Source organism: Noviherbaspirillum sp., from assembly GCF_036563305.1.
Taxonomy (GTDB): domain Bacteria; phylum Pseudomonadota; class Gammaproteobacteria; order Burkholderiales; family Burkholderiaceae_D; genus Noviherbaspirillum.
Genome location: NZ_DATCMQ010000005.1, coordinates 51,480 through 77,796, shown reverse-complemented (window position 1 = coordinate 77,796; position 26,317 = coordinate 51,480). Strand labels below are relative to the sequence as shown.

Sequence of the window (26,317 nt, the reverse complement as noted above, 5' to 3'; positions counted from 1 at the left end):
TTCACCTCATTTAAAAATTGCAGCCGACAGAATGCGGAACGATGCCAGCGCCGCCATGAGCATCACCAGGTAGCGAAATGCGATCAGGTACTGACACGCCTCAGAGAATGGAATCACCATCGTGAACTGACCGACAGAAACCGTTTTGTCGGGGAAGCACTGACCGCCGCCGAGCCAGCCAGATTGATTCAACGACGCTGGCATGTTCACGACCTGGGCGCGATCTGGCGAAGGCAGCTCAGACGCCTTCGGATCGTTCCCCGCCAGGATCTGCGTACCGAGCTGGTAATGCCCTGTCTGCTTGAGCGCGTCCTCGTCGGCCTGGCGCTTGCAGGCCTCTTCGTGGATCTTGCGAGCGATAGAACATTGGATAGCGTCACCCTGACAAGCCAGTGCCGCGCAGCTGCCAGACACGGTCGAGTTCCTACAGACGTTCAGTTCAGGATGCTTCGCGCAGAAGTCGTCTTTCTTGTCGTCGGTGGAATCGTTCGTGCCAGGGCCGCCGCCGGGCCTGTCACCAACTGTCACCGTCGTCTTGCAGGTCTGTGAACCAGCCATGTTGTTGCAGACCGTCGTCGTCGTCGTCTCCGAGCCGTCCCTATTGCCAGTCTTCGTTACGTCAGTCGTCGTCGTAGACCCGTCAGGGTTCGTCGTTGTCTGCGTAGGAAGCTTGGTTTCTGTCTTAGGCGGCACGTCAGGCGAAGTACCGCTGCCCTGGCAAATGGCCGTTCCCGCGGAGTCGGTACCGGTCTGCACTGTTCCCGCGGGACAGCCGCTACCAGGTAGCCCGACCTTAGGCGGGACAGGTTCCGGCATGTCTTCCTTCGTTGGGTCGTTAGTAGCCGTTTCATCCGGCGGAGTACCAACCGGAGCGGTTGCTCCCGTCTCCCTGACTTCATACGTGCAGTAGACCTGAGTCGAGGGCGGCTCGCGGAAGCAGCGCAGCACCTTCGTAGGAACGATTACGCAGCCGCCTAGCGTGGAAGGCAGAGCCGTAGGCGTCGGATTGGCAGCACCAGGGTCCTTGAAGGTCTGTGTATGCGTGGCACCGGCGGTGCAAGTGGGTGGATTCGGGACACAAACACCCGTAGACGGGTTATAGGTGGTGTTGGTCGGACAACCGGTACCGCGACGCTCAGCGTACGCCACCAGACCATTCACGGTGCCCGACTGGCCCATGCATCCGAAGAGCGTGTCTGACTGCCGCTGAACGCCTGTGTAGGTCCAACCAGAGAGCTTGGCAAGCAAGCCAGAACATGCGGCCGCCGGCGTATCAGCAATATGTTCAACGCCGCTAGAGCCAGACCCCGACGACGCGCGCCAGGTGTATGTCTGGGCCTCAGCGCGAGACACACAGACCAACGCCATCAGCCCCCAAAGTAGCATGCAGGCTAGTGGTTTAGCAGAATCCATACCGCCCCCAGAATTGCGATCACAACAAAGATCGACATGCGACTACCTCCCGAACCCGCGTCGCCACCAGCGCCCGACAGCTTCAGCGACGTAGACGAGGAACACCATCAGCCCGACCGCCGCAACCTCCACAATCACAGAGCGCACTAGCGCTGCCATCGCTGCACCCATTACGACACCTCCACCTGTTGACAAAAAAGGGGGCGCTAGGCCCCCTGGTCGATCCGTAGCGCCCTCGATTACAGAGCGCGGCGGAACCACTTGAACAGCACGATGGCGACCATCACCGCGAACACGGCAGCACCGATGGTGCCGACGTCGGTTTTCGCAGTGGTGATTTCGGTGGTGACCGCTTCCGGCACAGCGGCCATGGCGTTGCCAGCCAGGACGAGTGCACCGCCAACGAAGACCTTGCCAGCGCGAACAGCGGATTGATGAACAGAGACCATGCGGCCGTTAATTTTCTTCAGCATCTTTGCTACTCCCTAAAGCACGAATCGCTTGTTTAATGGCCCATGCGACCACCCAGACGAGCGCCACCGCCCAACTGAGTGCAACCGCTTCAGGAACCGTCAGCTGGAACAGCGACTCAAAAGCCCCAGCCGATTCTCTGTACGTCCGATATGAATCCATCTGTTCGATGTACCCATAATCGGACGTCTCTTGTTGTGTTTCAGAGTTCCACCACTTGAAATCGAACCTGCCGGACTGGGGGAGCAGATCGGCCAGGCATGACACTTGCGTCCAGCCGTCGACGTACCCGTTGTGCTCCCACCGGTAAATGGTGATTGCCCTGGCGAAGTCAGCGCAGCTGGTCCCGGTGAAACCAACGCGAAAACCGCCGACTCCAGTGGTTGCGATGCTCAAGGCCACACCCTGGTGCAGAGCCAGTGCACCGCACGTAGGAGCGCAGGGCCGCCGACCATCACGCCGACGGTGAACAGCAGGCCGTACAGTGCGAACAGATCGGCGTGCATGGATTACGCAACCTTAGCTTCGCGCTGAAGGGGCTTGATCCCTGTGACAACCTTGGTGCTTTCCTTGCCGTTGCTCTTTTCGACCATTGTTACCTCGGCGATAAACGGAAAGGGGTTGTGCTTGATACCGTCGATCAGCTTGGAACCCTCGCACTTCAGTTCCTGAGTGCAGACCCCGAACGAGTTTTCGCCCTTGAGGTCAACGTCGACATAGATCTTGCCGCTGTCGAGGTCTTTGCCCTCGATGGCACCACGGAAGAACTTCGCACCGCGAACGGTGACACGTGCAATCATTTCCATCTGCTTCTCCTAAATGTCAGGCTGGTGCATGCGCCTGCTTCACGCCGCCGGCGACAGCGGATCGTTCTAATCGAGCAGGAACACCCTTGACGTGTATAGACTCGAAAAGCGCCTGGTAATCGTGTTCACATTCTTCAGCGAGCTGATAAATGGTTTTGCCGTAGGCCGCCTGGAGGAAGTGATTCAAGCGGCGTAGCACGATGCCCCTCTCCTCCTCTGCGATCTCCTTCTTCGTGGTGAGGACCTTCTCCGGCAGCGCGTCGACGAGCTGCTCCAGGGCGAGGAAGCCCCCTGCGAAATACTTGGTAGGATTCAGTACGATGTCGTGTGGGATGACGCGATCGCGATTGCCGAACCGGATCTCGATGCGCACCCACTCGCTTTCGGCGTTACCGAGCTGCTTGCCCTTCTCGTAGATGCAAAGCTCTTTGCCGTTCGCCTTCTTTCCGAGGTAAAGCGTCTTGCCGTAGCAGCTACGAGAGCGAGCGTCGCCAGCTTCGAAAAAACGCCTCGATGGGATGCGGCCGCCGCAGTTGAATTCGCCCCGGAAGTACATGTCGTCGAACTGCTCTACGGTAAAGCCCTCCATCAGGTCGAGGGCCGTGTCGGCGCGGGTAATACGTGCATCGAGGTCCTGCATCGTGCTGTAGACGGCCTGCCAGTCCTCCACCAGGGCGCAGCCCTTGCCGGACATGTCCAGGCACATCGTATTGCCGGCCGTCGATCCGCCCAGGGCGATGATGGCGACCCGGATCATTTCCCCGTTCGCCCAGATCTTCACGTCATAGCTCGACTCGTACCCGAACAAGCCCTTGTCGGCCGGAATGAAGTTGACCGGGACCGGGAACCACATGCGCATGTACCGTTGCAATTGCTCCAGGGCGTCACTGAGCGAGCCAACAGGCAGGAAGGTAAAACGCAGGTAATCGACGATTGCGCCCTTGGCAGAGGGACTTTCCCCCCGTATTACAGTACGGGGGGAGCCGGCTGCGCCGGCCCCTGCCGCGCTCCGCTGCGGCGCGTGGCCGGCGCTCATGCGCACACCCCGAAGGACTGACGGAAAACGAAAAAGCCCAGGCTGGCAATTACAGTGATAGATGCGCCAAGGAAAACGATAAACAGGAGGCCGATCATCCAGTGAATCAGCGCGCCGCCGAGATCTTCGAGTTCCTCGATCACTGGAGACCTCCAAACAGCTGAAGCTGCCTCCACCAGGTGCGAGTGCCGCAAGGACGCTTGCGGTTTACCTTTCTTGCCGTTGTGCTAGAGTTCGCCATCAGTCATCCCTGCTAAGTCAAATCGACTAGTCGGGAAGACTAAGTCAACAAGACAAATCTTGTCAACGGGAAAATGCCATGACTTACACTGAGCTTATTGCCAAAGTATTAAAAGGTCGCAGCGTGAACTCAGTCGCGCTGGAGATGGGTGTGCCGCAGAAGTCGCTAGATCGCTACGTAAAAGCCGAGTCGATGCCGTCGGTAAGCGTGGCGATAAAAATGGCCGAGCGTGCCGGAGTGAGTGTCGAAGAGGCAGCCAGGGCGATTGCAGAGCAAGAGAACATGGTGCGTCCCAAAAGACAGCTCTCATTCCCTCGGCTCGCCGCAACTGCCGCTGGACTGGTAATCGCTGTCACAAACTTTGTGACACCTGGAAACGCGGAAGCCGCGCCACGTCTCCCCTACAGTCAAGTAGCCGGTGACCCTCTTGTTCTTATGTAAAATGACGGCGGTCCGATACTGTCACAAGTAGTAACACCGCCACGTCAACGCAGACCGCCGCCGACCGTTGAAGGACGTACGCGCGGCGTTGCATGCTCGCATTTTTTCCGCGCGAGTTGAGGACAATATGGAAACCTGCACTATCGAATCATCCATCCAGGCCGTCATCGTCTCCTGGAACGGCAGTAGTTACGTGGCCAGCAATGTCAGCGGCGATTGGGTAGACGCTGACGCGAGCTATGAGGCGCTCCACGCCCGCCTTGCTCGACGCGGCTTCGAAGCCGAAGACTGCCACACGCTGGAAGCCGTGCGCAATCTAGTTTGGCATCCCCGCACCTATCGGACCGTTCACCCTTCCGACCTGCGCCGTTAGTCCCGGATCGTCCACTCAGTACGGCACAGGACGCCCCCGTACTGCGGCGGACAAAAAAATCTACGCAATCCCTTCGGCGCACTTGTTTCAAGCCTCGCGTCGACTTGGCCAGTCGGTCCTTCCATTCCTATCGCAATCGTCCAGTACGAACTCGGGCGTCCATCCGTCTGGTTTGCCGACAACACCGGCCCATCGGATGGAGAATACACGCGCGGGATTTGGACCGCTTTGCCGCCGTCCCTGCTGTCATGAAGGCAATGCTGGAATTGGAAGCAAGAATCGCCGGAAGCGGCATGGAACCTCGCCTTCTCGAACTCGTTGAGATCCCCGCCCCGCGGATCAACACAGGTGTGTTCCGTATCCACAATCATTGTGTAACGCGCGGGCGGAGGCGAAACGGAAGAATACCTGTACGCTGAACGCCTAGCGTGATCTACAGGAGAGCACTGGGTTGACATGACAGTGATTGCAACGCCGTTAGCGCCTAACTTGGAGAAAGCACAATCCTCTCATGGCGTCCTGCCATTCCAGCAGGCCTTCGCGGCGAGATGAAAACGGCGACTCGCAGCGCTACAAGCCGAGTCGGTTGTGCACGCGACGTTTCGCCTCCATGGCCGAAGACAGCGATGCGTAGTTATCGGAAGGCCCACGTTGCCAGACCGGCTGGAGCGGAGTGATACTGCCCTGCCCGACCGCATTGTAAGAAATCAACAACCGCCCGCCCCGGGCGAGTTGTCGTGTTGATTACCGCGTCCGACAAGTCGTGCGGCTTTTACGGCAGCGTCGCGTATTCAGACCTTTGCCGATCGCGTCTGAGGGATTCCAGCGCTCGCCCTGAGCATGTACCATGGACATTTTCTAGCCGGAATTACTTATGCATCAGAACGACATTTTCGCTGCCCTGGTTTTCATCACCCTGGCAAGCGCCGTGATCGCTTGGATCGTGTTTCAGGCGGGCCGTTTGAATGGCTACCAGAATGGTGTCGAGGAAGGTTTGAAACGCAATGCAAAGATGCAGCACTTGCGGGGAATGACGGACGGTTACACGATGGCGCTCCGTCACACTCCCGGGCAGCGCAATGAATACGTGACCAATGTGCTTCTGAAAAGCGCTGCGACGAGCCAGAGCGATACCGAGGCAGGTCGCAACAGCTAGGGTCCGCCTGCCCTTGTCCTAGCGGTGCGCTTACGCGTAAAGAACCGCGGGTTGCATGCGTGTCGCAGTAGCGAGGCAGATGATGGGCCACAGCCTACGGCTATTCGAACCGCCCTGTTCCATCCCCGTAAGATTGCATGCGCTGTTTTCGATCGCGCTGTGCGCGGGACTTCGCTGGGGACTTCTCACCACCTGAAGCGGCGGTGTGACACGCAAAACCGGTTTCAGTTGCCCCTCGGTTGCTACTATGCTGAAGAACGACCCGGCAATGCAATTAACCGTCGTTTTAGTTTTGGGCAAGGAGGAATGCTGATAGCAGCGCCGTTGGCGCCGAGTAGCGAGTAGAGTTTCAGTTGAGACGGTTAATTGCGTTCTTTTCTTGCTCGGTATAAGGTGTCCGCTCGGGCAGCCTTTGAAAATGAAAAATGATCGCCGGCTGATGCAATCTTAGAGAGTCATCAGAGCGCCTACTTGCGACTGAACGGACTGCGGGGTTCGGGAAAAAATAGCAGTACCGGAGAAGTACCGGACGCAGGCAAGGCGCTCTGCTGGACGGGCGGGCCTACCAGAGGCAAAAACCGGCCCGCCCTGCAGCATCTTGTCCCTCACATGACGGACACCTGTCCTGCCGGTGGCGGGATGCATTGTCTCAAGCGAGGGAGGCAATGCATCCAGGGTAGCGCCGGTTCAACGCGTTCTTGTCACCCGTTGGTTCGGGCCAACGCAGCTTAAACCGGACGATAGAAACGCCGTTCGCGGCCGGCGCCTGTATCGGAAATGAGCTTTTCCTTGACAAGCGTATGCAGGGCGTTGGCCTGCCGCTGCGAGAGCTTCTTCAGATCGTCCTTCGATGGCGAGATGCCCAGGGCCTTGATCGCCGACTCCAGGATCTCCTTGGTTGATTTCGGCTGGTTGCCGATCAGGCCGGTCCAGAATTCCTTGCCGGTCTGCGGCAGATTTCCGGCTTGCTTCGTCTTCTCCGCCGCCTTCGCGCCCGGCCGCTTTTCGCGCCCCGGCCGTCGCGTCTTTTCCCTGAGGCCAGCGTCGGAATTCAAGTTTTCGAGTTTTGCGAGCGTGTCTTCAAGCGCCGCAACGCGTGCATCATAGAAAGCCAGACCCTGACGTGCATGGGCAAGTTCAGCGGCAAGTGAATCACGGGCTGCTCTGAGGTTCGACATGGTAGCTCCGACAAGTGTTAGTAACCGGCATACAAGGCCGTCCGCAGCATTGCAAGTTCCCGCCGGGTGAGGAACCACAAGTTAAAGCTTGGGCGAGCGGCTTAATTTTTACATGACTCATGACGAAAATGCTTATACAAAGTTCAATTCTTTGAAACTCAATCCCTATTTGCAGAAAGATCTGTCTTGATGACCCGTCACTTCATTAATCGATCGACCTTGAGGACTTGCACTAGCACTTTCCCTCTGCGCTGCAGGTGGAAGGGAGCTTAGTGTCGCGCTCACACATATCCGCAAATACAACCACATCAGGCCCCGCCATACACCTTGAGGATATATGGATTCAGGTTGTCATCGTAGATGCCGGCGTTGCGGGTGGCATCCAAACGACTGATATGATTCCCGTTCAACACCTCGCCTTTGCTGCGCTACTTCAAGATTCGGCGAGCAACAAATCGGATATTTCGCATCCGGCGCTGCCGGGCTTAGTTCATTTTCATCACCTTGCTCTGCGCGGCCGGCGCTGCCTCTCAGGATAAGGCATTTGAAACCGGCGCCTAAGCAGGCCGGGTAGCACCACGTTGCACGCAGCAGGATCAGCCTGAACACGAAGATGAGCACCGCTAGATTGCCCACGACGATGCCTGCTTAGCCAGGCGCTTGTAAGCATCGGGCGAATACCTGAGGCCATTGCTGTATTCACAGCACTCAACCGTACGTCCCCCTGCTGGCAGAACCCTAAATCAATCTGGCGGGGCTTCACGCGGCCGACGTACAGCATGAATTGCTCACCGCGCTGAAAATTGCATTGCCCATCGATCGGGGTATGGAACGGCGTATGAGGATCGCGCCGACCTGGAAGCCTATGCCTAGGCATAGGAATCAATCCTGGCAATGCAGTGGCGCGCCGTCGACACACTGCCTTGCTTGAGCTGGCTTAAGCTCGCGGACGGCCTCCTCTGTCGACTCCACTACCGGGAAGTGCGCGACTGCCGCCGTCAATACCGGATAAACTGTGCTCGCCGTAGCACATTACCGTGCTGCCGCGCGGTGTGTGCCGAAGTCGATGCCCGTCTCGCCTTCTTCGATAGCGCGTTCAAAGTGCCAAAGCAGAATTCGCAGGCAACGCCGGCAACGAAGCGCCGAGTGCTCATCGAAAGCACATCGCGGATTGCGGTGAGCGTGAGCGCGCCGGAGATGGCGATCAAGAATGGGCAAGGTACGGTGCGGTTCCGCCAGAAGTATGTATCCGTCCACTTTGTTTCGGACGAATGAAAAACGCTGAAGGCGACAAACGGCGGCTGGAAGATTGCCGATTAGCGCGGCGACAGTTGAGAGCAAATCACCTATCCATCCGCTGCTGTCTCGCCGATCGCCGAACCGACTTACAGGGCTGCTTCGAGCATGCTCAGCACTTGCTCCCTGGTCTCCCAGAAGTGCACAGGATGTGCCTGCCCTGCCAGGACGATTCCGCATCCGCCGAAGCGGGTCTCAATGATTTCAGTGATTCTCTCCGTGTTGATGGCGCGCGGCGATTTTTCCGACAGTGCGTGGAGCGTGATGGTATGCATAGATGCTCGCTGAAGTATCGATTTCCTTTCGATCACTTTCCTACGGGCAGCGCCAGCCAGTATTGACTACGATCAACAGAAAGAATTGGTGTTCGGGCCGTGGCAGATTCGGGGCGAAAAAAAAGCCCGCGGTTAAGCGGGCTTAAATCCAATTCAAAGAGAGTTGGAGGAGACAAGTGAAGAATACCGCGGTGCACAAGATTTGTCCGCTTTCGCTTCCGAATGACTGGTATTTCGAATGGTAATAACATGAAAAAAGCCTGCGCCGAATATTCGGCGCAGGCCTCTTTGCTTGTCTCCACCTCATCCTTGATACGGATTTTTTGGGTACTGCGGACGCAATCCTACACCGGATTTTCCGGAATCTGCGTAAAAATGCTTAGGCGAATCAGCTTTGCGTGCGACCGTCGCGCGGACGCTGCTTCTTGCATGGCTTGTGGTTGATGGCCCGCAGACGTCTGGCGTCGCGGAAGCCCTACGCGCCATCGCTTCCAACCTTTTTCGCATTCCGGTCCGCGCATGCCCCCCGCCCACAGTGACCGCGGGAATGGGCGAGCGTCCGCACGCGCTGATGGCAGCACTGCCGACGCAGGTTTCCGGGCAAAACTGCGCTTCAAGTCTTGCGGGGACTACTGCCAGGCTTCCTCATATCTGCCGCGTGAATGCCGGATATGTGAACACGTGATTGGATCAATGAGGCAGGAGAACAGATACTGGGAATACACAATTTCATCCACCGAGGAAAATCATGATCGCATCCGCAACCGTTCCCCGTTCTGCCGGCAATGGCGCCGCACTCATCGTGGTGGCGCTCAATGCGGCAATCAATCTGCTGGCGGCAGTAGAGAAGCAGATGTTGAAAGTGCGGGTGGCGCCGTCCCCGGCGGCAGCGGTTCGCGACCGACGGGATGGAATCTGGCACCTGTATCGGATTGTGGGCGGCAGCGACTCCGTCGCTCCGGAAGTCAGCGAATATCTGAACCGGGACTGAAGCGCCACAGCTCCCGCCGCTAGTTGTACGAAAAAGCCCCCTGGCCTCCTCCCAGGGGGCTTTTGCTTTCCGCGGGGGTCAGGGGTATGGCAATCGCAAGGATGTTTTCCTTTTTGCCACTTTGGTTTATAAATGAAGGCCCGGCGCAACGCCTCCAGACCATTGCCCTGTCATGTCCTACATGCTTCTCATCCTGGAACCCACCGAGCAGCGACGCTCCCGCACAGAAAGCGAAGGCAGGGAGGTCTATGCGCGCATGCAGGCATTCGCAGCCGATCTTCAGGCAGAAGGACGCTTGCTTGCGGTTGAATCCCTTGCCTCCCACGCCTCCGCCACCCGTGTCCGGGTCGAGGGCTCACGCACGCGCGTGATGGACGGCCCGTTCGCCGAGGCCAAGGAAATGGTCGGCGGCTTCTTCCTGCTGAACTGCGCTACGCGGGAAGAAGCGATTGCCATTGCCGCCCGCTGCCCTGCCGCCACCTGGTGTACCGTCGAGGTGCGTTCTCTCGCGCCCTGCTACGAGGCCTGACCCGCTCCTGTCACGACTTCACGCAGCTTGATCCAGGCAGTCTGTCGATTCCGCACCGGCCCGTTCGTCGTATGAATGAGCGCCGGCACCAGCGGGCGGCCGCCACGCGGCCGGCGGTCGAATTTCAGGAGAACATGCATGCGATTCATGATCATCGTGAAGGCAAGCGCGGATTCGGAGGCCGGGGCAATGCCCGACGAGACCCTCCTGGACGCCATGGCGAAGTACCACGAAGACCTTGCCCAGGCTGGCGTTCTGCTCGATGGCTCCGGGCTGCAGCCGAGCGCCAAGGGGTGGCGTATCCGCTATGCGGGTGGCAAACGCACCGTCATAGATGGCCCGTTCGCCGAGACCAAGGAACTCATCGCCGGATATACGCTGATCCAGACCCGGAGCCGGGAGGAAGCGCTGGAGTGGACACGACGCTTCCCGGCGCCGCACGGCGATGGAGAAGCAGAGATCGAGGTCCGGCAGATGTTCGAGCTGGACGACTTTACCCCCTCGGCGTCCATCGACCGCTTCCGGACCATGGGCATTGGCGAGGCCGGCCCGCGGTAAGAGCGGCACATTCATCAGGCAAGTTTAGGAGAGATCGCACTATGCATAAGCAAATCTACGTCAACCTCCCGGTCAGCAACCTCGAGCGCAGCAAGGCTTTCTTTACCGAACTCGGATTCAGCTTCAATTCGCAGTTCACGGATGACAAGGCGGCGTGCATGGTAGTCAATGACAATATTTACGTCATGCTGCTGATGCGGGACTTTTTCCAGACCTTCACCTGGAAGCCGGTTGCTGACGCACGCGCGATCACGGAGGTACTGGTCTGCCTGTCCGCCGACAGCCGCGGCGAGATCGACGCATTGGTGGCTAAAGCGCTTGCTGCGGGAGGCGCGGCCCCGAACCCGCCGCAGGACCACGGTTTCATGTATGCGCACGGCTTCGAGGACCTCGACGGGCACCTGTGGGAGCTGGCGTACATGGAACCACAAAGCGATGGTCAGGGCTGATGCATACGGCGGTCCATCAGGCCATTGCGGCCGTCTGGCGCATCGAGTCCGCGCGCATCGTCGCGGCTATCGCCCGCATGGTGCGCGACATCGGCGTTGCCGAGGAGCTTGCGCAGGACGCGCTGGTGACTGCGCTGGAACGCTGGCCGCTGGACGGCATACCGGACAATCGTGGCGCATGGCTGATGGCAACCGCGAAGAACAAGGCGCTTGACCGTTTGCGTCGCGACAAGTCGCTTGTGGCCAAGCTGGAACAGATCGGTCACGACCTGGAGGCACAGGAGGCGATGGTGGTGCCGGACTTCACGGATGCGCTGGACGACGCGCGCGCCGACCAGATCGGTGACGACCTGCTGCGGCTGATCTTCACGGCCTGCCATCCGGTGCTGTCGCAGGAGGCGCGGGTGGCGCTCACGCTCAAGCTGCTCGGCGGCCTGACGACACATGAAATCGCCCGCGCCTTTCTCGTGTCCGAGCCGACGGTCGCGCAGCGCATCGTGCGCGCAAAACGCACGCTCAGCGAAGCCGGCTTACCGTTTGAAGTCCCTCGCGGGGAGGCGCTTCGCGAACGTCTGGCCGCAGTGCTTGAAGTGGTGTACCTGATCTTCAACGAAGGCTATACCGCCACATCCGGCGAGTCGTGGATGCGGCCGGCGCTGATCGATGAAGCCCTGCGACTGGGCCGCATGCTGGCGGAACTGGCACCGCATGAGCCGGAGGTGCACGGGCTGGCGGCGCTGATGGAATTGCAGGCGTCCCGTGCCGCCGCGCGCAGCGACGCGACCGGGCGCCCGGTGCTGCTGGCGGACCAGGACCGTACGCGCTGGGACCGGCTGCTGATCAAGCGCGGGCTCGTGTCATTGCGCCGGGCAGAGACGCTCGGCGGCGCCGCCGGCCCCTATGTGCTGCAGGCGTCGATTGCCGCATGCCACGCCCGCGCCGCCACTGCTGCGCAGACCGACTGGCCGCGTATTGCCGCACTTTACGGCGTTCTCGCCAACGTGATCCGGTCGCCTGTCATCGAGCTCAACCGGGCGGTCGCCGTAAGCATGGCGGAAGGGCCGGCAGCGGCGCTCGCCATCGTCGACAGTCTGCGCAACGAGCGTACGCTACAGTCATACCAGTGGTTACCGAGCGTGCGCGGAGACCTCCTCGCCCGGCTGGGCAGGCGTGAAGAAGCGCGCGCCGAATTCGAGCGGGCGGCGACTCTCGCCGCCAATGCACAGGAGCGCGCATTGCTGCTGGAGCGGGCGGAGGAATTGCGGACGCCCCGGAAGGACCCGGGCGAAACAGGCTGACGGAATGCGCGACGGCCGGGCGGCAGGAGTTGTCTGCATGACCAGCTTAGGGAGAGACCTTACCCTTCCCGATTTCGAGAAATTTTTCCTCACGGAAAAACTTTGGAGCGCCTTTTGGCCCGGCCGTGAGAATTTCGCTGCACATATCCTTTTTTAACCAGAAATTTTCTGTCGAATACGACCGCTTTGCATCGTTTCCGCATGGCATTCCCGTAAAATGTTTCCTACGCGAATTCCTCGAGTAACGAAATGACAAAGCGCCGGCCAGCCTCCCCTACTTCTTCCAAAACCACTGGCCGGCCGCGAACCCGCCTCCTGGCACTCGAGCCACGCATCCTGTTCGACGGTGTCGCGGTAGTGGACCCGGCGAGCGTCGTTCCCGACGCGAAGACCGGGGACGCGGCGTCAGTGCCGACCCGGGCTGCGGATGCTGCGACTTTTCAGCCGGCGCCGCTGCCGCCGGCTGCGGAACAGGCGACCGCGCCGGCTTCCGATGCCGATATTGCCCCACACGATGACGTGCCGGCAACCGACCCGAACGCCAACGCGGAAAACGCCACCGCAACGGACACGAACGAGGCTGCCGCCATCGAGGCGAATGCCAGCGCCGCGCGCGGGCGCCAGATCGTATTCTATGACCCTCGCGTCTCCTCGCGCGAGCAGCTGCGCGAAGAACTTGGCGGCGACGCGGAGTTCATCGCGCTCGACCCCGCAGGCGACGGGATCGACCAGATCCGCACGGTACTTGAAGACGGCGGGCCGGTGTCCGCCGTGCACATCCTGACCCACGGCAGCGCAGGCGGCATTGCGCTCGGCGCAAGCGCCTTGACGACCGAGACCATCGACGCCCGGGCCGCGGACCTCGCCGCCTGGGGCGCCGCGCTCGACGCACAGGCCGACATCCTGATCTACGGCTGCGATGTTGGCGCCGGCGCGACCGGGGACGCCTTCCTTTCGCGTATCGCCGCGCTTACCGGGGCCGATGTCTCGGCGTCGACGGACGCCACCGGCAGTGCGCTGCGGGGAGGCGACTGGTCGCTTGAGGCGAACCACGGCAGTATCGAAACACGCAGTCTTGCGGTTGACGGCATCGAAGGGCTGCTTGCCGCGCCGACCAGCGCGGCAGGTTCCGCCACGGTCGCGGAAAGCTCCTTCAAGGTGTTCTCGTCATCCGACTTCGCCTTCACCGACAGCGACGCCGGGCAGACGCTTGCATTCGTCCGGATCACCGGCCTGCCGACGGATGGCGACTTGTACTTCAACGGCAGCCTGGTCACCATCGACCAGGAAATTGCCGCAGCCAGCCTGGGTAACCTGCGTTTCAACCCGGCCAACAAGACGGCCAACTACACCGCCACCTTCCAGTTCCGCGTCAGGGACAGCGCCGGCGACCTGAGCGTCAGCGCCTACACGTTCTCGATTGCCGTCACGGCCTCGAACAATGCGCCGACCGCGCAGGCGGACAGCAATTCAATCGCCGAAGATGCCGCCAATGTGGCCGGCGACGTACTGTCCAACGATATCAATCCCGACGTCAACGAATCCAAGACCGTCACCGCCGTCGGCATCGGCGCCGAGAACGGTACCGTCGGCCAGGCACTGGCGGGAACCTATGGCAGCCTGACGCTGCAGGCGAACGGCAGCTACACGTACACCCTGAACAATGCCCATCCCGCCGTGCAGGCGCTGGCACCCGGGCAGACGCTGACCGAAACCTTCCGCTACACGATGCGCGACGGGGTCGCCACGAACACGTCCAGCTCGACGCTGACCATCACCATCGCGGGCACAAACGACGCCCCGGTCGTGACCGCGCCCGCCGATCCGAGCGCGCCTGCTGTCACGATTGCGACGCCGGTCCCGGAGAACGCCAGCAACGCGGAAAACCCGGGAACGACCGTGTCCCAGTTCCTGGCGAGTGCCTCCGGGGTGTCGCTGGTCACCGATGCGGACGCCGCCGATACGCGCTTCGGCGTTGCCGTCTTCGGCAGCACCACCTCCGACGGCATGACCGGACACTGGGAATACCAGCTGAACGGCAACGGCACCTGGACAACGTTCTCGCCGAGCGTCAGCGCAGCGACCCTGCTGCCGTTCGATGCAAAAATCCGCTTCGTCGCCGAGTTGACCACCGCGGACGCCACCGAGTCCGGCACGGCAACGCTCAAGTACTATGCATGGGACGGCCGCAGCGGCAGTGCCGGCATGACGATCGACGTCTCGGACGGCAACCGTGGCGGCAGCACGCCGGTCAGCCTCACCGCCCTCTCCGGCGCGATCAACATCGCGCCGCGCAACGATGCGCCGAAACTGACCCTGAACACGATCACACTGGCAGAGCGCGATGGCAGCGGTGCGAGGGGCAGTATCGTGATCACGGCCAACCTCGATCCGTCCAGCGACGCCGAAAGCCTCAAGCATATCTACCTGCGCGACCCGGACAACAGCACCGACCAGCTGATGTACCGGCTGGAGGAATTGCCCGCCGCGGGCAAGCTGTACAAGAACAATGTCGAGATGGACGTCGGCAGCCTCTTCACCCACGAGGAGCTGGCAAGCGGCGCCATCAAGTATGCCTACACCGGCGGCGAACTGTCGGGCAACACGACCGACACCTTCCGCTTCAGCCTGCGCGACGGCGCCGGCGGGGTCATCGGCGCCACCGGCGCCGGCGGCCTCGATCCGTGGAAGACGGTCACGATCGCCATCACGGACGTCAATGCGCAGGTCGGCGTTGCCAACACGTCGTTCACCACCACGGAGTACATGCAGGACGGCGATCACATCGATCTTGCCGGCCTCACGCCTGCCGACGCCGACAGGGCGGGGTCGCCGGACGGCTATCCCCGCATGGTCCTGACCAGCCTGCCGCTGGTCGGCCGGTTGCAGTACTGGACCGGCAGCGCTTATGCCGATCTCACCGCGGCCAACCTGAAGGACGGAGGCAATCCGGTCTGGCTGGACGAGGCGTCCATCGCGGCGCATCCGCTGCGCTACATTCCGCCCGCCGGAGAGCCGTCGCTCTATGGCGGACAGGTCAGTTTCATGGTGCACGTGACCGATGGCGGGCGGGAAGGCAACCCGGCGCTGGCGACCACGACGGAGACCACGATCACGATCAATGTCACGCCGGTCAATGATCTGCCGGTGGTGATCACCAGCCCGATCAGCGTCGACCGCGATTCGGCCGACAACGTCATCGGCATCGACAAGTTGACGGCGACCGACGAGGACAGCGCGGCGATCAAGCGTGTGTACACGATCTCGGCCGCTCCCTCCAAGGGCTACCTGACGCTTGGCGGCGTGCGGATCGGCATCGGCGCCACCTTCACCCAGGCCGACCTCGACGCCAATCGCCTTGCATACACCCATGAAGGCGAAGCCCCGGACAACAACGATCCGACGACCTACGAGGACCACTTCCGGTTCACCGTCAACGACGGCGACGGCGGGGTGGCTTCAGGGCGACTGGACATCAACGTCGTTCCGAAGGACATCACGGGCGGCGGGCCCGGCGGCACCTTGACGGCCACCATTGCGGAAGGGCTCTTCCGGGTCATCGACGCCACGATGTTGTCTGGCTCCGGCAGCTACCAGCTCGACGCCGCGCCGACACATGGCACGCTCTTCCGCGACGGCATCGCGCTGGCAGTCGGCGCCATCTTCACCCAGGCCGACATCGACGGCGGCAAGATCGTGTACGTCAGCGACGGCAAGGAACCGGGCGGTTATGCGCCCTCGACCTACCGCGACGGATTCCGCGTGGTCCGCAGCGGCGGCACGGTCGCCGGCACGGCCAGCTTCACGCTGGTTGTCACGCCGGTCAACGATGCGCCGGTCATCGAGCAGGCGGACAGCAGCACGCCCGTCATCAAGGAGCACAATGTCGACGGCGGCGACCCTACCGCCGATCCTAACGAACATGGCGCGCCCTCGCTGGCCGGCGTAAGCAACGCGACCAAGCTCACGCTCGACAACCTCAACGGCAAGGATGTCGACACCGCCGACGCCCAGCTCTACTACGTGCTGGAAAAGGCGCCCGACGGCGGCACGCTCAGCCGCTGGAACGGCGTCGCCTGGGCGGTACTCGCTGCGGGCGATCGATTCAATGTGAGTGAAGTGGCGCAAGGCAAGATCGCCTACTTCCACAACCCGGACTCGGAACTGCGCAACGACAGCGTCCGCGTGTACCTCGTCGACGGCGCCGTGGTCCAGGCCGGTGACGTCGTGCCGAACGGCGCCGGCTTCACCGAGAAGTCCACGGTGCGCGTGGACGACGGCACCAGCCACCTCGACCTGGCGAAGGGAAGCGTGGCGCGCAGCCCCACCCGCACCGTCAACTTCTTCATTGACAATGTGAACGACGCGCCGGCGGCGGCGTCCACCCGGTTCACGGTCGCCGAAGGCACCGGGGAGACGGCTTCGAGTCCGCCGACGAACCCGGCGTCGACGCGTGTGCTCACCACCGAGATCCTGGCGGTCAGCGACAGCGACAACCTGGTGACGGGATTCGACAACAACGGCGGCGGCTACTACGAGATCACGGTCGTGCCGTCCCGCGGCACGCTCTACCTCGATGGCGTCGCCGTCACCGCAGGCACACGCTTCTCGCATGCGCAGCTGCGCGACGGCCTGCTCAGCTACAGCCACGATGGCAGCGAGCCCTCGCTGTATGGCTACGTCGACAGTTTCCAGTATCGTGCCGCAGACGTCGAAGGGCCAGGCGCGCCTGCCACGGTGACGATAGACGTGCGCCCGGTCAACGACATTCCGAAGGTCGCCGGGACCCTGATCCTCGATGGCGCCCAAAGCGTGCCGGAAGGCGGCGCGCGGAAGATCACCGCGGCCATGCTGGGCGTCGACCAGGCGTCGACCGACCCCGACAACACGACGAACCAGGTGCAGTACCGCATCACCGACATCGACCTGCTGCACGGCGTGCTCTACCTCGGCGATCCGGTCACGGGTGCTCCCGCCAAGGCGCTGGGCATCGGCAGCGCGATCACGCTGAAGCAGATCCTCGAAGGAAGGCTCTGGTACCAGCACGAAGGCAGCGATCCGGGCCAGTACGAAGGCAAGGCGAGCTTCGGTTTCCGCATATCGGATTCGAGCGGCATGGGGGAACCCGCCGGCACGTTCAATATCCGGATCATCCCGGTCAACGATGCGCCGCTGGTGTCCAACCTGAACGGCGGGGCCACCTTCACGGAAGGCGATACCGCGGCAAGCCCGAATGTCGCGCCTGTGTTCATCGACAACAGCATCCTGCTGATCGACAGCGACCTGGCCAACAACAGCAACGATTTCCGCGGCGGCCACCTGCGCGTCGGTTACCAGAGCGGCGGCCACGGCCTTGACCAGCTCGGCATCGCCAATCTCGGGACAGGGACCGGCCAGATCGGCATTTCCGGCAACGACGTCACTTTCAGCGGTGTCGTGATCGGCAGCATCGACGCCGTCGAGAACGGCCTGAACGGCGCGGCGCTGCGCATCAACTTCAGCGGCGGCGCCAACGCCTCGCTGACGATTGCCGCGGTGAAGGCGCTGATGGAGGCGCTGACCTTTGCCCATACCGATTACAACAACGCCGCCGCTGGCGTGCGCACGCTCGCCTATACCCTGGTGGACGGCGGCGGCGACACCGACTACACCGATGGCCGCGGCCGCACGTTCGACGGCCGGGATACCTGGACCGGCACGGCGACCGTCACCGTGCGCGCGGCCAACGACCGGCCGGTGCTGGACAAGAACCAGTCCGGCGGCAACATCGACCTCGGCACGATCAGCGAGAACGACACCACCGCGCCTGCCAGCTTCCAGGTCGGCTCCTTCCTGAGCGCGGTCAACGGCGGCGCCGACGCCACGCACTCCGGCTTTGGCGACGTCGACACGGTGACGAACCGCGGCATTGCGATCACCGACGTGGGCAAGACAGCCACCGGCAAATGGCAGTATTCGGCAAACGGCACCAGCTGGACCGATGTTGGCACCGTCAGCGCGACCAGCGCGCTCCTGCTGAGCGCCACCGACTACCTGCGCTTCCTGCCGGACGGGATCGACGGCGGCAATGCGACGTTCGCCTACAAGGCGTGGGACCAGAGCAGCGGCAGCGTGCGGACGAAGGTGGACACCACCTCCACCGCGCAGACCAGCGCCTTCTCGGCCGACAAGGACACGGCACAGGTCAATGTCACCGGCGTCAACGACAAGCCGACCATCAGCGGGCCCGACGTGGTCAGTGCGACCGAGGACACGCTATTCGAGTTCAAGGACACGAACGCCCTCTCCCTGGCCGACATCGATTCCGACACCCACCTGATCATGCTGACGCTGACCTTTGCCGGCAAAGGCAGCTTCCAGTTCTCGGGGGCGACGGGGAACATCTATTCGAATGAAGCGGGTACCGCGGCACACACCGGATGGAGCGGTTTCGGCGACGGCAGCACGCTGACCGTGTACGGCACGGCCGGCAATCTGCGAACCATGCTGGGCAAGCTCCAGTACACGCCGGAAGCGAATACGAACAATACCAACCTGGCGTCGCAACCGCAGGTCAGGATCGATGTCAGCGACCTCGGGTGGGAAGTGTCGGGCAGCAAAGCCGGCACGGCGGAAACCGCCACCAAGACGGTGGTGATCGACATCAAGCCGGTTAACGACGATCCGACCATCACGCTGGGCGGCAACACTGTCGCCGCGGATGAAAACGGCGGCGCGACGCCGCTTGCAGTCGGCATCACGCTTGCCGATCCGCTCGACGCCGACAACGGCAGCTATGCGGCCGACGGCCCCTCCCTGCCCTATCTCGTGCTGACTTCCCTGCACGGCAACCTGAGTTTCGCCGCCGCGCCGGGCGTCACGGTCGTCTCCGGAAACAATTCGCGCGAACTGGTCCTGCAAGGCACGCTGGCTGCCCTCAACGCGGCGCTCACGGCGGACGACAACCAGGTCAGCTACCGGCCCGACGCCTCCTTCTCGGGCAGCGACACGATCAGGCTGACGCTGCATGACAACGGCAACGTTGGCGGCACCGACAAGACTGCGACCGCCAATATCGCGGTGACCGTGACTGGCTTCAACAACAGGCCGGTATTCGCGGGCCTGGACAACACGCCGGTGTTCGTCGAGAACGCGACGACCGGCGTCGTGCTGGACGGCGACGCAAGCCTGTCCGACGCCGAGCTGTCGAACTACGGCAACTGGAAGGACGCGGTGCTGACGCTGCAGCGCCTGAACGGCCCGAACGGCGACGACGTGTTCGCGCTCGCCGCCGGCAGCGGTGTGAGCTTCAGCGGCAGCGACGTGAAGATCGGCGACGACATCGTCGGTACCTACACCAATGGTGGCGGCAAGCTGGTCATCACGTTCAGTGGCAATGCGAACAATGCGCGTGTGGACCAGGTGCTGCGCGCCATCACCTACAGCAACACCAACGACAACCCGACGGGCGATGTCACGATCGCTTACACCATCAACGACGGCGATATCGATCCGGACAGCGCCGTAAACGACCAAGGCACCGGCGGCGCGTTGATCGGCACGGGCCAGGTGGTGGTAACCGTCACGGCGACCAACGACCGGCCGGTGCTTGGCGGTCTCGCCGGGACCGGGTATATCGAAGACGCGACCGCGACGGTGCTGGCGCCCGACCTGACTGTGAGCGATCCGGAGCTTTCCTGGTTCGCCTCGCAAACCGGCAACTGGGGTGGCGCAAGCCTGACGATCAGCCGCACCGGCGGGGCGAGCCTGGAAGACGCATTCGGCGCCAGCGGCAACCTGGGCATGCTGAAGGAAGGCGAAAGCGTGACACTCGCCGGCGTCGCCATCGGTACCGTGAGCAGGAATAGCGGCGGCGTTCTGACGCTGAGCTTCAGCGACAACGCGACCTCGTCGCAGGTGCAGGCTGCGCTGCGACAAATCACTTATGCCAACAGCCGCCAGAGCCTGTCTGCAGGCGCGACGGCGAATGTATCGCTCGACTGGACGCTCGAGGATGGCGACAGCGACGCGCCGCCCCGGTCGAACGACCAGGGCGCGGGCGGCAACCTGTCGGTCAAGCTTGCCCAGGTCGTCACCCTGACGGGCGTCAACGACGCGCCGGTGCTGGTCGACAGCACCCTTGCGCTGGAACAGGTCGAGGACGCCGTCGTCCCGGCCGGCGTCGTGGGCACCGCGGTCTCCGCGTTGACCGGCGCCATCGCCGACGCCGACAGCAGCGCGCCGCGCGGCATTGCCGTCACCGGTGCAGACAGCACGCTCGGCACCTGGTACTACAGTATCGATAACGGCGCGAACTGGAGCGTCCTGCCGGCGGTTTCGGACAGCAACGCCCTGCTGCTGCGGGCAGCCGACCTCCTCTACTTCAAGCCCGCCGCCAACGTCAACGGGACGGTGAGCGCCGGCCTGACGGTGCGCGCCTGGGACCAGTCCAACATCGCCGGCAAGGCGGCCGGCGCGCTTGCCGACACGACGGGCAATGGCGGTACCCTGCCCTATTCCACCGCAACGGATACCGTTGCACTGACCGTCACGGCAGTCAACGACGCGCCGACGCGCGTGGCGGACAGGATCGATATCGTGGTCGCGGAGGACAACGGGGACCCGGCCGGGAGCACGGTCTCCAGCCTGTTTGCCCCAGCCTTCAGCGATGCCACCGACAACCAGTCCGCCTTCGGCGGCTCGAGCGCACATGCCATGGCAGGCGTGGCCATCGTGGGCAACCTGGCGATCGCGGACCAGGGAAAGTGGCAGTACAACAGCGGATCCGGCTGGACCGACCTGCCGGCGGTTTCCGCAGGCAATGCGTTCCTGCTGCAGTCCGGCGATCAACTGCGCTTCCTGCCGGCGGCGGATTTCCATGGCACCCCGGGCAAGCTCACGGTGCGCCTGATCGACGCTTCCGGCGGCGCCGTCAGCAGCGGCGCCAGGGCCGACCTCTCCGACGACGCGGTAAAGTCGGGCGGCACCACGCGCTACAGCAACAGCGCGAATGCGGTCGACCTGCGGGTCACCGTCAATGCCGTCAACGACGCGCCCACCCTTGGCGGCACCGCCAGCCTCGGCGCGACCGATGAAGACACCGCGTCGGCCGCGATGAGCGCCGGCGCCATCGCCGCGGCGCTGACCTACGGCGACGCCAGGGACGACCGCAGCGGTGTCGCCGGCGGCGGCACCACTGCCACCCCGCGCTCGGCTATCGCCATCGTCGGCAACGCGGCCGGTCCTGCGCAAGGACGCTGGGAATACACGCTGGACGGCGCGACCTGGAACACGGTCGCCACCGATGTCGGCGACAGCACCGCGATCGTCCTCGACCTGGCCGACCCGAAGCACCAGGTGCGCTTCGTGCCCGCCGCGGACTACAACGGGACGCCGGGCAGCCTGAGCGTGCGTGCGGCGGACGGCACCTGGAACGGCTCCGGTGGCGTGACCGATATTTCGGCCACGCTCGGCGGCAGCTTCGCCTGGTCGGCCTCCACCGCCAGCGTCGGCATTGTCGTGAACGCGGTCAACGACAGGCCGGCCATCGTCGGCCTCGATGCGACGCCGACCTTTACCGAGGGCAGGGACACCGCGACCGATCGCAACGTGCTCGGCGACTACGTGGTGATCGACGGTTCGGTCACGATCACCGACACCGAACTGGTGACCCAGCATGTGGACGATTTCAACGGCGCGACCCTCACGATCGCCCGCGACGGCGGCACCGATTTCGCCCAGAACGGCGAGGACAGGTTCGGCCTCGACCCGTCCGCGGTGAACGTCGCCTCCGGCGTCATTTCAATCGGCGCCAAGGCGGTGGCCGACATCACCACCAACACCGCCGGCCGGATGGTCATCACCTTCCGCAGCGCGGCAAGCAGCAGCGACGTCAATGCGGTTGCCAGCGCGGTGACCTATGCCAACACTGCTGACAAGCCCGACAACCAGGTGACGCTGCGTTATCGTTTCAGCGACGATAACCAGGGGCCGCAGGGCAGCGGCGGTCCGTTGCAACGCGACGCCACCATCCATGTGATCATCGCCGCCGTCAACGACCCGCCGCTTGCGGTCGACGACACCGCGTCCATCACCGAGGATGCGGCCTCCAGCGTGACCGGCAACGTGATCCACGGCGCGGGCACGGATACCGACCCGGAAGGCGACACGCTGACCGTGACCGGCGTGCGCACCGGCATGGAAACCGGCTCCGGCACATCCGGAACGGTGGGTGCGGTGCTGACGGGAGGCTATGGCAGCCTGAAGCTGGAGGCGGACGGCAGCTACAGCTACACGCTGGACAACAACAATGCGGCCGTCAACCAGCTCAAGACCGGGCAGACCCTGACCGAGGTCTACACCTACACGATCAGTGACGGCAACGGCGGCACCGACGTCGCGCAGCTTACGATCACGATCAGGGGCAACACCGACGCCGCGCCGGGGATCTCGGCCAGCGACAACAACGGTGGCGCGACCGGGCAGGCCGAGGTGTACGAGAAGGGCCTGACGGATGCTGCCGATACCAGCGAAACCACGGCCGGCACGATTGCGGTGGCGGCGGCCGACGGACTGGCCAGCGTTGCCGTGGGCGGCGTCACGCTCACGCTTGCCGAGTTGCAGGCGCTGGCGGGCGCGCCACGCGCGATCGATACAAGCGAAGGCACCCTGACGCTGACCGGTTTCACCGCCGGCGGCAGCGTCGGCGGCGTGCCCGTCACGGGCAGCATCGCCTACAGCTACACGCTGAAGGCAGCGCTGTCGCAAGCTGGCACCGAAAGCAGCGACGCGGTGGCGCTTGCCGTCACCGACAATGCCGGCGCGACCAGCAGCGGCACGCTGACGGTCCGGATCGTGGACGACGCCCCGTTGGCCAGTGCCGACAACGGCGCCATCGTCGAGGATGCGGCGCCGAACACCACCGGCGGCAACGTCCTGACCAATGACCGCAGCGGGGCCGACAGCAGCGGCGCGCAGGTCACCACCGTAACCGCAGACGGCCTGTCGGTGGGGGCAGGCAGCAGCATTGCCACAACCTACGGCAGCATCGTCATCCATGCCGACGGCAGCTACACCTATACCCTCGACAACGTCAACCCGGCGGTCAATGCGCTCAGTCCGACCAGCACCCCGCTCGTCGACAGCATCGGCTATACGCTGGTCGACGGCGACGGAGACTCCACCACTGCCACCCTGTCCATCAGCATCAGCGGCGCCAACGACGCGCCAGTCCTGATCGACGCGGTGCGAAGCATTGTCCAGCTGGAAGATGCCCCCATGCCGTCGGGCGCGGCAGGCACGACCATCGGCGACATCCTTGGCGCAGGCGGCAGCAGCGATGCGGACCTTTCGGCGGCGGCGCACGGCATCGCCGTCGTCGCGGCCGACAGCAGCCTCGGCAACTGGTACTACTCGACCGATGGTGGCGACCACTGGCAGGCTGTCGGCAGCGCTGCGGAAAACAATGCGCTGCTGCTCGGCCCGTCGGCCCGCCTGTATTTCGTGCCGGCGGCCGACCGCAACACCAGCGACGGTCCGATCGGCGCCAGCGCACCGATCGCCGACGGCCTACGCTTCCGCGCCTGGGACCGCAGCAGCGGCACCGAGGGCGGCCGCGCCGACGCCAGTGTCAACGGTGGCGCAAGCGCGTTCTCGTCCCTGGTCGACAACGTTCGCCTGTCCGTCACGCCGGTCAACGACGGCCCCGCCATCGTCGATCTCGATGCGGTCTCCGTCAACGCCTCGCCGACCAACCCGTACATCCCGGGCAACGGCGGCGTGGTGATCGATCCGGACGTACGCTTTGCAGACCGTGAACTTGGCAGCGAGCGCAACAACTGGAACGGTGCGCGCCTCTCCATCGCGCGCAGCGGCGGCCCCTCGGCGGACGACCTGTTCGCCGCCAGGCCGGGCGGCACGCTGGTGTTTTCCAGCGGCGATCTCGTCGTCGGCGGCGTCACGATCGGCAGCTACACCAACGCAGGCGGCAGCCTGACCATGCAGTTCAATGGCAACGCGACCACCGCGCTGGTGGAATCCGCCGCCCGCAACCTCACCTACGCGAACGCCCAGGCGACGCCCACCGAAAGCAGCGTCACGCTGCGCTGGACGCTGGACGACCAGAATCCGGACACGACCGGCGGTGGCACTGCCGGCAACGGCACCGGCCAGGGCAATGGCGGACGCCTGCAGGCGCGCGCGGACATCGTGATCTCGCTGAACCAGCCGCCGGTTGCAGCCAACGACAGCGCCACGGCGGTCGAAGCCGGCGGCATCGGCAACGGCACGGCCGGCATCAACCCGAGCGGCAACGTGCTGGCGAACGACACCGATCCGGATGTCTTCGACACCCGCGCGGTGGTGACGACGGGCAGCTTCGCCGGCAGCTACGGCACGCTGACGATCGCCGCCGACGGTTCATACACCTATGTGCTGAACAACAGCCTGACGGCAGTCGAACAGCTGCGCACCGCCGCCGACAGGCTCGTCGAGAACTTCGGCTACACGATGCGCGACGCTGCCGGTCTGACCAGCAGCGCCAGCCTGGTGATCACGATCGAGGGCGCCAACGACACACCGCTGGCAAGCGACGACACCGCTACCGCGGTCGAGGCCGGCGGCATGAACAACGAGACGCGCGGCCCTGAAAGCACCGGCAACGTGCTGGTGAACGATACCGACATCGATGCCGGCGACAGCCGGACCGTGGTCACGAGCGGCGAGTTCGCCGGCCAGTACGGCAGGCTGGTGCTGAACGCCGACGGCAGCTACCGCTACCTGGTCGACGATGCCCACCCCGCGGTGGACGCCCTGCGCTCGGGCGAGCGCCTGACCGAAGTCTTCCGCTACACCATGCGCGACAGCGCCGGAGCGACCAGCAGCGCAAGCCTGACGGTGACGATCCACGGGGCGGCCGACATCTACATCGAGCCGCCGGCGCCCCCGGCGCCGCCGCCGGTAACGCCGGAACCGCCGCCTACTCCCGTGACCGTCCCGCCGGCGCCGAACAGCGGCGGCGGCTCCGAAGGCTCGGGCAAGTCGGCCACCGGCAGCGCCTTCTTCGGCAACGCCGCCGACACCTTCAGCGACCAGGCGGGCCGCAGGCTGGAATTGCGCGTCACGACGGAGAACGCGCCCGGCGCCAACAGCCAGGCAGAAGGCAGCGAAAGCCGCAAGCTGGAATCGACCGACCGCGGTTTCCCGGTGGAGCGCATGAAGGCGGAAGGCGGGCCCAACGGCCAGGTCGACGGCCAGCAGAAAGGTGGCGACCGGCTGTTCGTGTTCAAGGGCATCAGCAATACCGTGGTGCCCAACGGCGGCCGCCTCGACTACCACGTGGAACGACAGGCGTTCGGCCATACCGACCCCGGTGCCATCGTCCAGCTCGAGGCGACGCTGATGGACGGCAATCCGCTGCCCGAGTGGATGGAATTCGATCCGACCTCCGGCACGTTCAGCGGCCGTCCGCCTGCCGACGCCGAGGCCAATGTCGAAGTCAAGGTCACCGCGCGCGACAACGAGGGCCGCGAAGCCTCGACCAGTTTCAAGCTGCAGATCGACCGTGCGGCGCAGCAGCGCGGCGACGCCGGCCCCGGCGCAGAAAAGCAGGCAGACAAGCAGGCCAAGCGTCCCGGCAAGGATGGCGCGCGCGGCAGCCTGCCCTTCTCCGAACAGCTGAAGCAGGCACGGCGCGGCGAAACCGCACTCGACAGGCTGCTGGCAGCGGTCGCACCCGGCCTGGCCCCCGCCAAGCCGGTCCAGGGCGAGAAGCCCTCCGAAAAATCCGACGCCTGATCTTCAGGATATTTGCACGAACCAACAGGAAGA

General features: G+C 63.6%; 18 protein-coding genes. 10 read left to right on the top strand and 8 right to left on the bottom strand.

Annotated features, from left to right (window positions below; genetic code table 11):
* Positions 1-6: 6 nt before the first annotated feature.
* From VIM12_RS03140 to VIM12_RS03115, 6 genes are all read right to left on the bottom strand, one after another.
* On the bottom strand, positions 7-558 hold the full coding sequence (locus VIM12_RS03140; RefSeq protein ID WP_331940159.1) for a virulence factor TspB C-terminal domain-related protein: 552 nt from the start codon (positions 556-558) through the stop codon (positions 7-9).
* Between the two features lie 1,094 nt (positions 559-1,652).
* A complete protein-coding gene (locus VIM12_RS03135; protein ID WP_331940158.1) occupies positions 1,653-1,886 on the bottom strand; it encodes a major capsid protein in 234 nt (77 codons plus the stop codon).
* A complete protein-coding gene (locus tag VIM12_RS03130; RefSeq protein ID WP_331940157.1) occupies positions 1,870-2,280 on the bottom strand; it encodes a hypothetical protein in 411 nt (136 codons plus the stop codon). Before VIM12_RS03130 ends, VIM12_RS03135 begins: the two co-directional genes overlap by 17 nt.
* A 113-nt stretch (positions 2,281-2,393) precedes the next feature.
* Positions 2,394-2,690, bottom strand: coding sequence for a hypothetical protein (locus VIM12_RS03125; protein ID WP_331940156.1), 297 nt, complete (start codon positions 2,688-2,690; stop codon positions 2,394-2,396).
* A gap of 16 nt (positions 2,691-2,706) precedes the next feature.
* A complete protein-coding gene (locus VIM12_RS03120; protein ID WP_331940155.1) occupies positions 2,707-3,726 on the bottom strand; it encodes a replication initiation factor domain-containing protein in 1,020 nt (339 codons plus the stop codon).
* Positions 3,723-3,869 (bottom strand): hypothetical protein, encoded by a 147-nt coding sequence (locus tag VIM12_RS03115; RefSeq protein WP_331940154.1) that lies wholly within the window; start codon positions 3,867-3,869, stop codon positions 3,723-3,725. The genes VIM12_RS03120 and VIM12_RS03115 overlap by 4 nt, the downstream gene beginning before the upstream one ends.
* A 176-nt stretch (positions 3,870-4,045) precedes the next feature.
* Between VIM12_RS03115 and VIM12_RS03110 the strand changes: the two genes are divergently transcribed.
* The 3 genes from VIM12_RS03110 to VIM12_RS03100 all read left to right on the top strand — a co-directional run bounded on the left by VIM12_RS03110 (position 4,046) and on the right by VIM12_RS03100 (position 5,937).
* Positions 4,046-4,408 carry a helix-turn-helix transcriptional regulator gene (locus tag VIM12_RS03110; RefSeq protein WP_331940153.1) on the top strand — a complete coding sequence of 121 codons (363 nt, stop codon included), beginning with the start codon at positions 4,046-4,048 and terminating at the stop codon, positions 4,406-4,408.
* Between the two features lie 67 nt (positions 4,409-4,475).
* Complete coding sequence (locus VIM12_RS03105) at positions 4,476-4,781, top strand: hypothetical protein (protein WP_331940152.1); 306 nt, start codon at positions 4,476-4,478, stop codon at positions 4,779-4,781.
* An 874-nt stretch (positions 4,782-5,655) separates the two neighbouring features.
* Entirely contained in the window at positions 5,656-5,937 is a 282-nt protein-coding gene (locus VIM12_RS03100) for a hypothetical protein (RefSeq protein ID WP_331940151.1), read from the top strand.
* A 728-nt stretch (positions 5,938-6,665) separates the two neighbouring features.
* Here VIM12_RS03100 and VIM12_RS03095 read toward each other — a convergent pair.
* The gene (locus VIM12_RS03095) at positions 6,666-7,115 is read right to left on the bottom strand and encodes a hypothetical protein (RefSeq protein WP_331940150.1); all 450 of its coding nucleotides are present in this window, start codon (positions 7,113-7,115) and stop codon (positions 6,666-6,668) included.
* Positions 7,116-8,009: 894 nt separating this feature from the next.
* Between VIM12_RS03095 and VIM12_RS03090 the strand changes: the two genes are divergently transcribed.
* The gene (locus VIM12_RS03090) at positions 8,010-8,390 is read left to right on the top strand and encodes a hypothetical protein (protein ID WP_331940149.1); all 381 of its coding nucleotides are present in this window, start codon (positions 8,010-8,012) and stop codon (positions 8,388-8,390) included.
* Between the two features lie 110 nt (positions 8,391-8,500).
* Here the strand turns inward: VIM12_RS03090 and VIM12_RS03085 are convergent, their stop codons facing one another.
* A complete protein-coding gene (locus tag VIM12_RS03085; RefSeq protein ID WP_331940148.1) occupies positions 8,501-8,686 on the bottom strand; it encodes a hypothetical protein in 186 nt (61 codons plus the stop codon).
* A 748-nt stretch (positions 8,687-9,434) separates the two neighbouring features.
* On the opposite strand from VIM12_RS03085, the gene VIM12_RS03080 reads away from it, so the two are divergent.
* The 6 genes from VIM12_RS03080 to VIM12_RS03055 all read left to right on the top strand — a co-directional run bounded on the left by VIM12_RS03080 (position 9,435) and on the right by VIM12_RS03055 (position 26,284).
* A complete protein-coding gene (locus VIM12_RS03080; RefSeq protein WP_331940147.1) occupies positions 9,435-9,677 on the top strand; it encodes a hypothetical protein in 243 nt (80 codons plus the stop codon).
* 172 nt (positions 9,678-9,849) lie between these two features.
* The gene (locus tag VIM12_RS03075) at positions 9,850-10,206 is read left to right on the top strand and encodes a YciI family protein (protein WP_331940146.1); all 357 of its coding nucleotides are present in this window, start codon (positions 9,850-9,852) and stop codon (positions 10,204-10,206) included.
* Positions 10,207-10,344: 138 nt separating this feature from the next.
* On the top strand, positions 10,345-10,764 hold the full coding sequence (locus tag VIM12_RS03070) for a YciI family protein (protein WP_331940145.1): 420 nt from the start codon (positions 10,345-10,347) through the stop codon (positions 10,762-10,764).
* A gap of 41 nt (positions 10,765-10,805) precedes the next feature.
* Positions 10,806-11,213, top strand: a complete 408-nt coding sequence (locus VIM12_RS03065) for a VOC family protein (protein ID WP_331940144.1) — start codon at positions 10,806-10,808, stop codon at positions 11,211-11,213.
* Positions 11,213-12,511 (top strand): RNA polymerase sigma factor, encoded by a 1,299-nt coding sequence (locus VIM12_RS03060; protein WP_331940143.1) that lies wholly within the window; start codon positions 11,213-11,215, stop codon positions 12,509-12,511. Before VIM12_RS03065 ends, VIM12_RS03060 begins: the two co-directional genes overlap by 1 nt.
* A 249-nt stretch (positions 12,512-12,760) precedes the next feature.
* Positions 12,761-26,284, top strand: coding sequence for a VCBS domain-containing protein (locus tag VIM12_RS03055; RefSeq protein ID WP_331940142.1), 13,524 nt, complete (start codon positions 12,761-12,763; stop codon positions 26,282-26,284).
* The last annotated feature ends 33 nt before the right edge of the window (positions 26,285-26,317 follow it).

Bases quoted from the DNA above. Each gene is read 5' to 3' on its own strand.
- VIM12_RS03140 (WP_331940159.1), bottom strand. From the start codon at position 558: ATGGCTGGTTCACAGACCTGCAAGACGACGGTGACAGTTGGTGACAGG.
- VIM12_RS03135 (WP_331940158.1), bottom strand. From the start codon at position 1,886: ATGCTGAAGAAAATTAACGGCCGCATGGTCTCTGTTCATCAATCCGCT.
- VIM12_RS03125 (WP_331940156.1), bottom strand. From the start codon at position 2,690: ATGGAAATGATTGCACGTGTCACCGTTCGCGGTGCGAAGTTCTTCCGT.
- VIM12_RS03120 (WP_331940155.1), bottom strand. From the start codon at position 3,726: ATGAGCGCCGGCCACGCGCCGCAGCGGAGCGCGGCAGGGGCCGGCGCA.
- VIM12_RS03110 (WP_331940153.1), top strand. From the start codon at position 4,046: ATGACTTACACTGAGCTTATTGCCAAAGTATTAAAAGGTCGCAGCGTG.
- VIM12_RS03100 (WP_331940151.1), top strand. From the start codon at position 5,656: ATGCATCAGAACGACATTTTCGCTGCCCTGGTTTTCATCACCCTGGCA.
- VIM12_RS03095 (WP_331940150.1), bottom strand. From the start codon at position 7,115: ATGTCGAACCTCAGAGCAGCCCGTGATTCACTTGCCGCTGAACTTGCC.
- VIM12_RS03090 (WP_331940149.1), top strand. From the start codon at position 8,010: ATGCAGTGGCGCGCCGTCGACACACTGCCTTGCTTGAGCTGGCTTAAG.
- VIM12_RS03085 (WP_331940148.1), bottom strand. From the start codon at position 8,686: ATGCATACCATCACGCTCCACGCACTGTCGGAAAAATCGCCGCGCGCC.
- VIM12_RS03080 (WP_331940147.1), top strand. From the start codon at position 9,435: ATGATCGCATCCGCAACCGTTCCCCGTTCTGCCGGCAATGGCGCCGCA.
- VIM12_RS03075 (WP_331940146.1), top strand. From the start codon at position 9,850: ATGTCCTACATGCTTCTCATCCTGGAACCCACCGAGCAGCGACGCTCC.
- VIM12_RS03070 (WP_331940145.1), top strand. From the start codon at position 10,345: ATGCGATTCATGATCATCGTGAAGGCAAGCGCGGATTCGGAGGCCGGG.
- VIM12_RS03065 (WP_331940144.1), top strand. From the start codon at position 10,806: ATGCATAAGCAAATCTACGTCAACCTCCCGGTCAGCAACCTCGAGCGC.
- VIM12_RS03060 (WP_331940143.1), top strand. From the start codon at position 11,213: ATGCATACGGCGGTCCATCAGGCCATTGCGGCCGTCTGGCGCATCGAG.
- VIM12_RS03055 (WP_331940142.1), top strand. From the start codon at position 12,761: ATGACAAAGCGCCGGCCAGCCTCCCCTACTTCTTCCAAAACCACTGGC.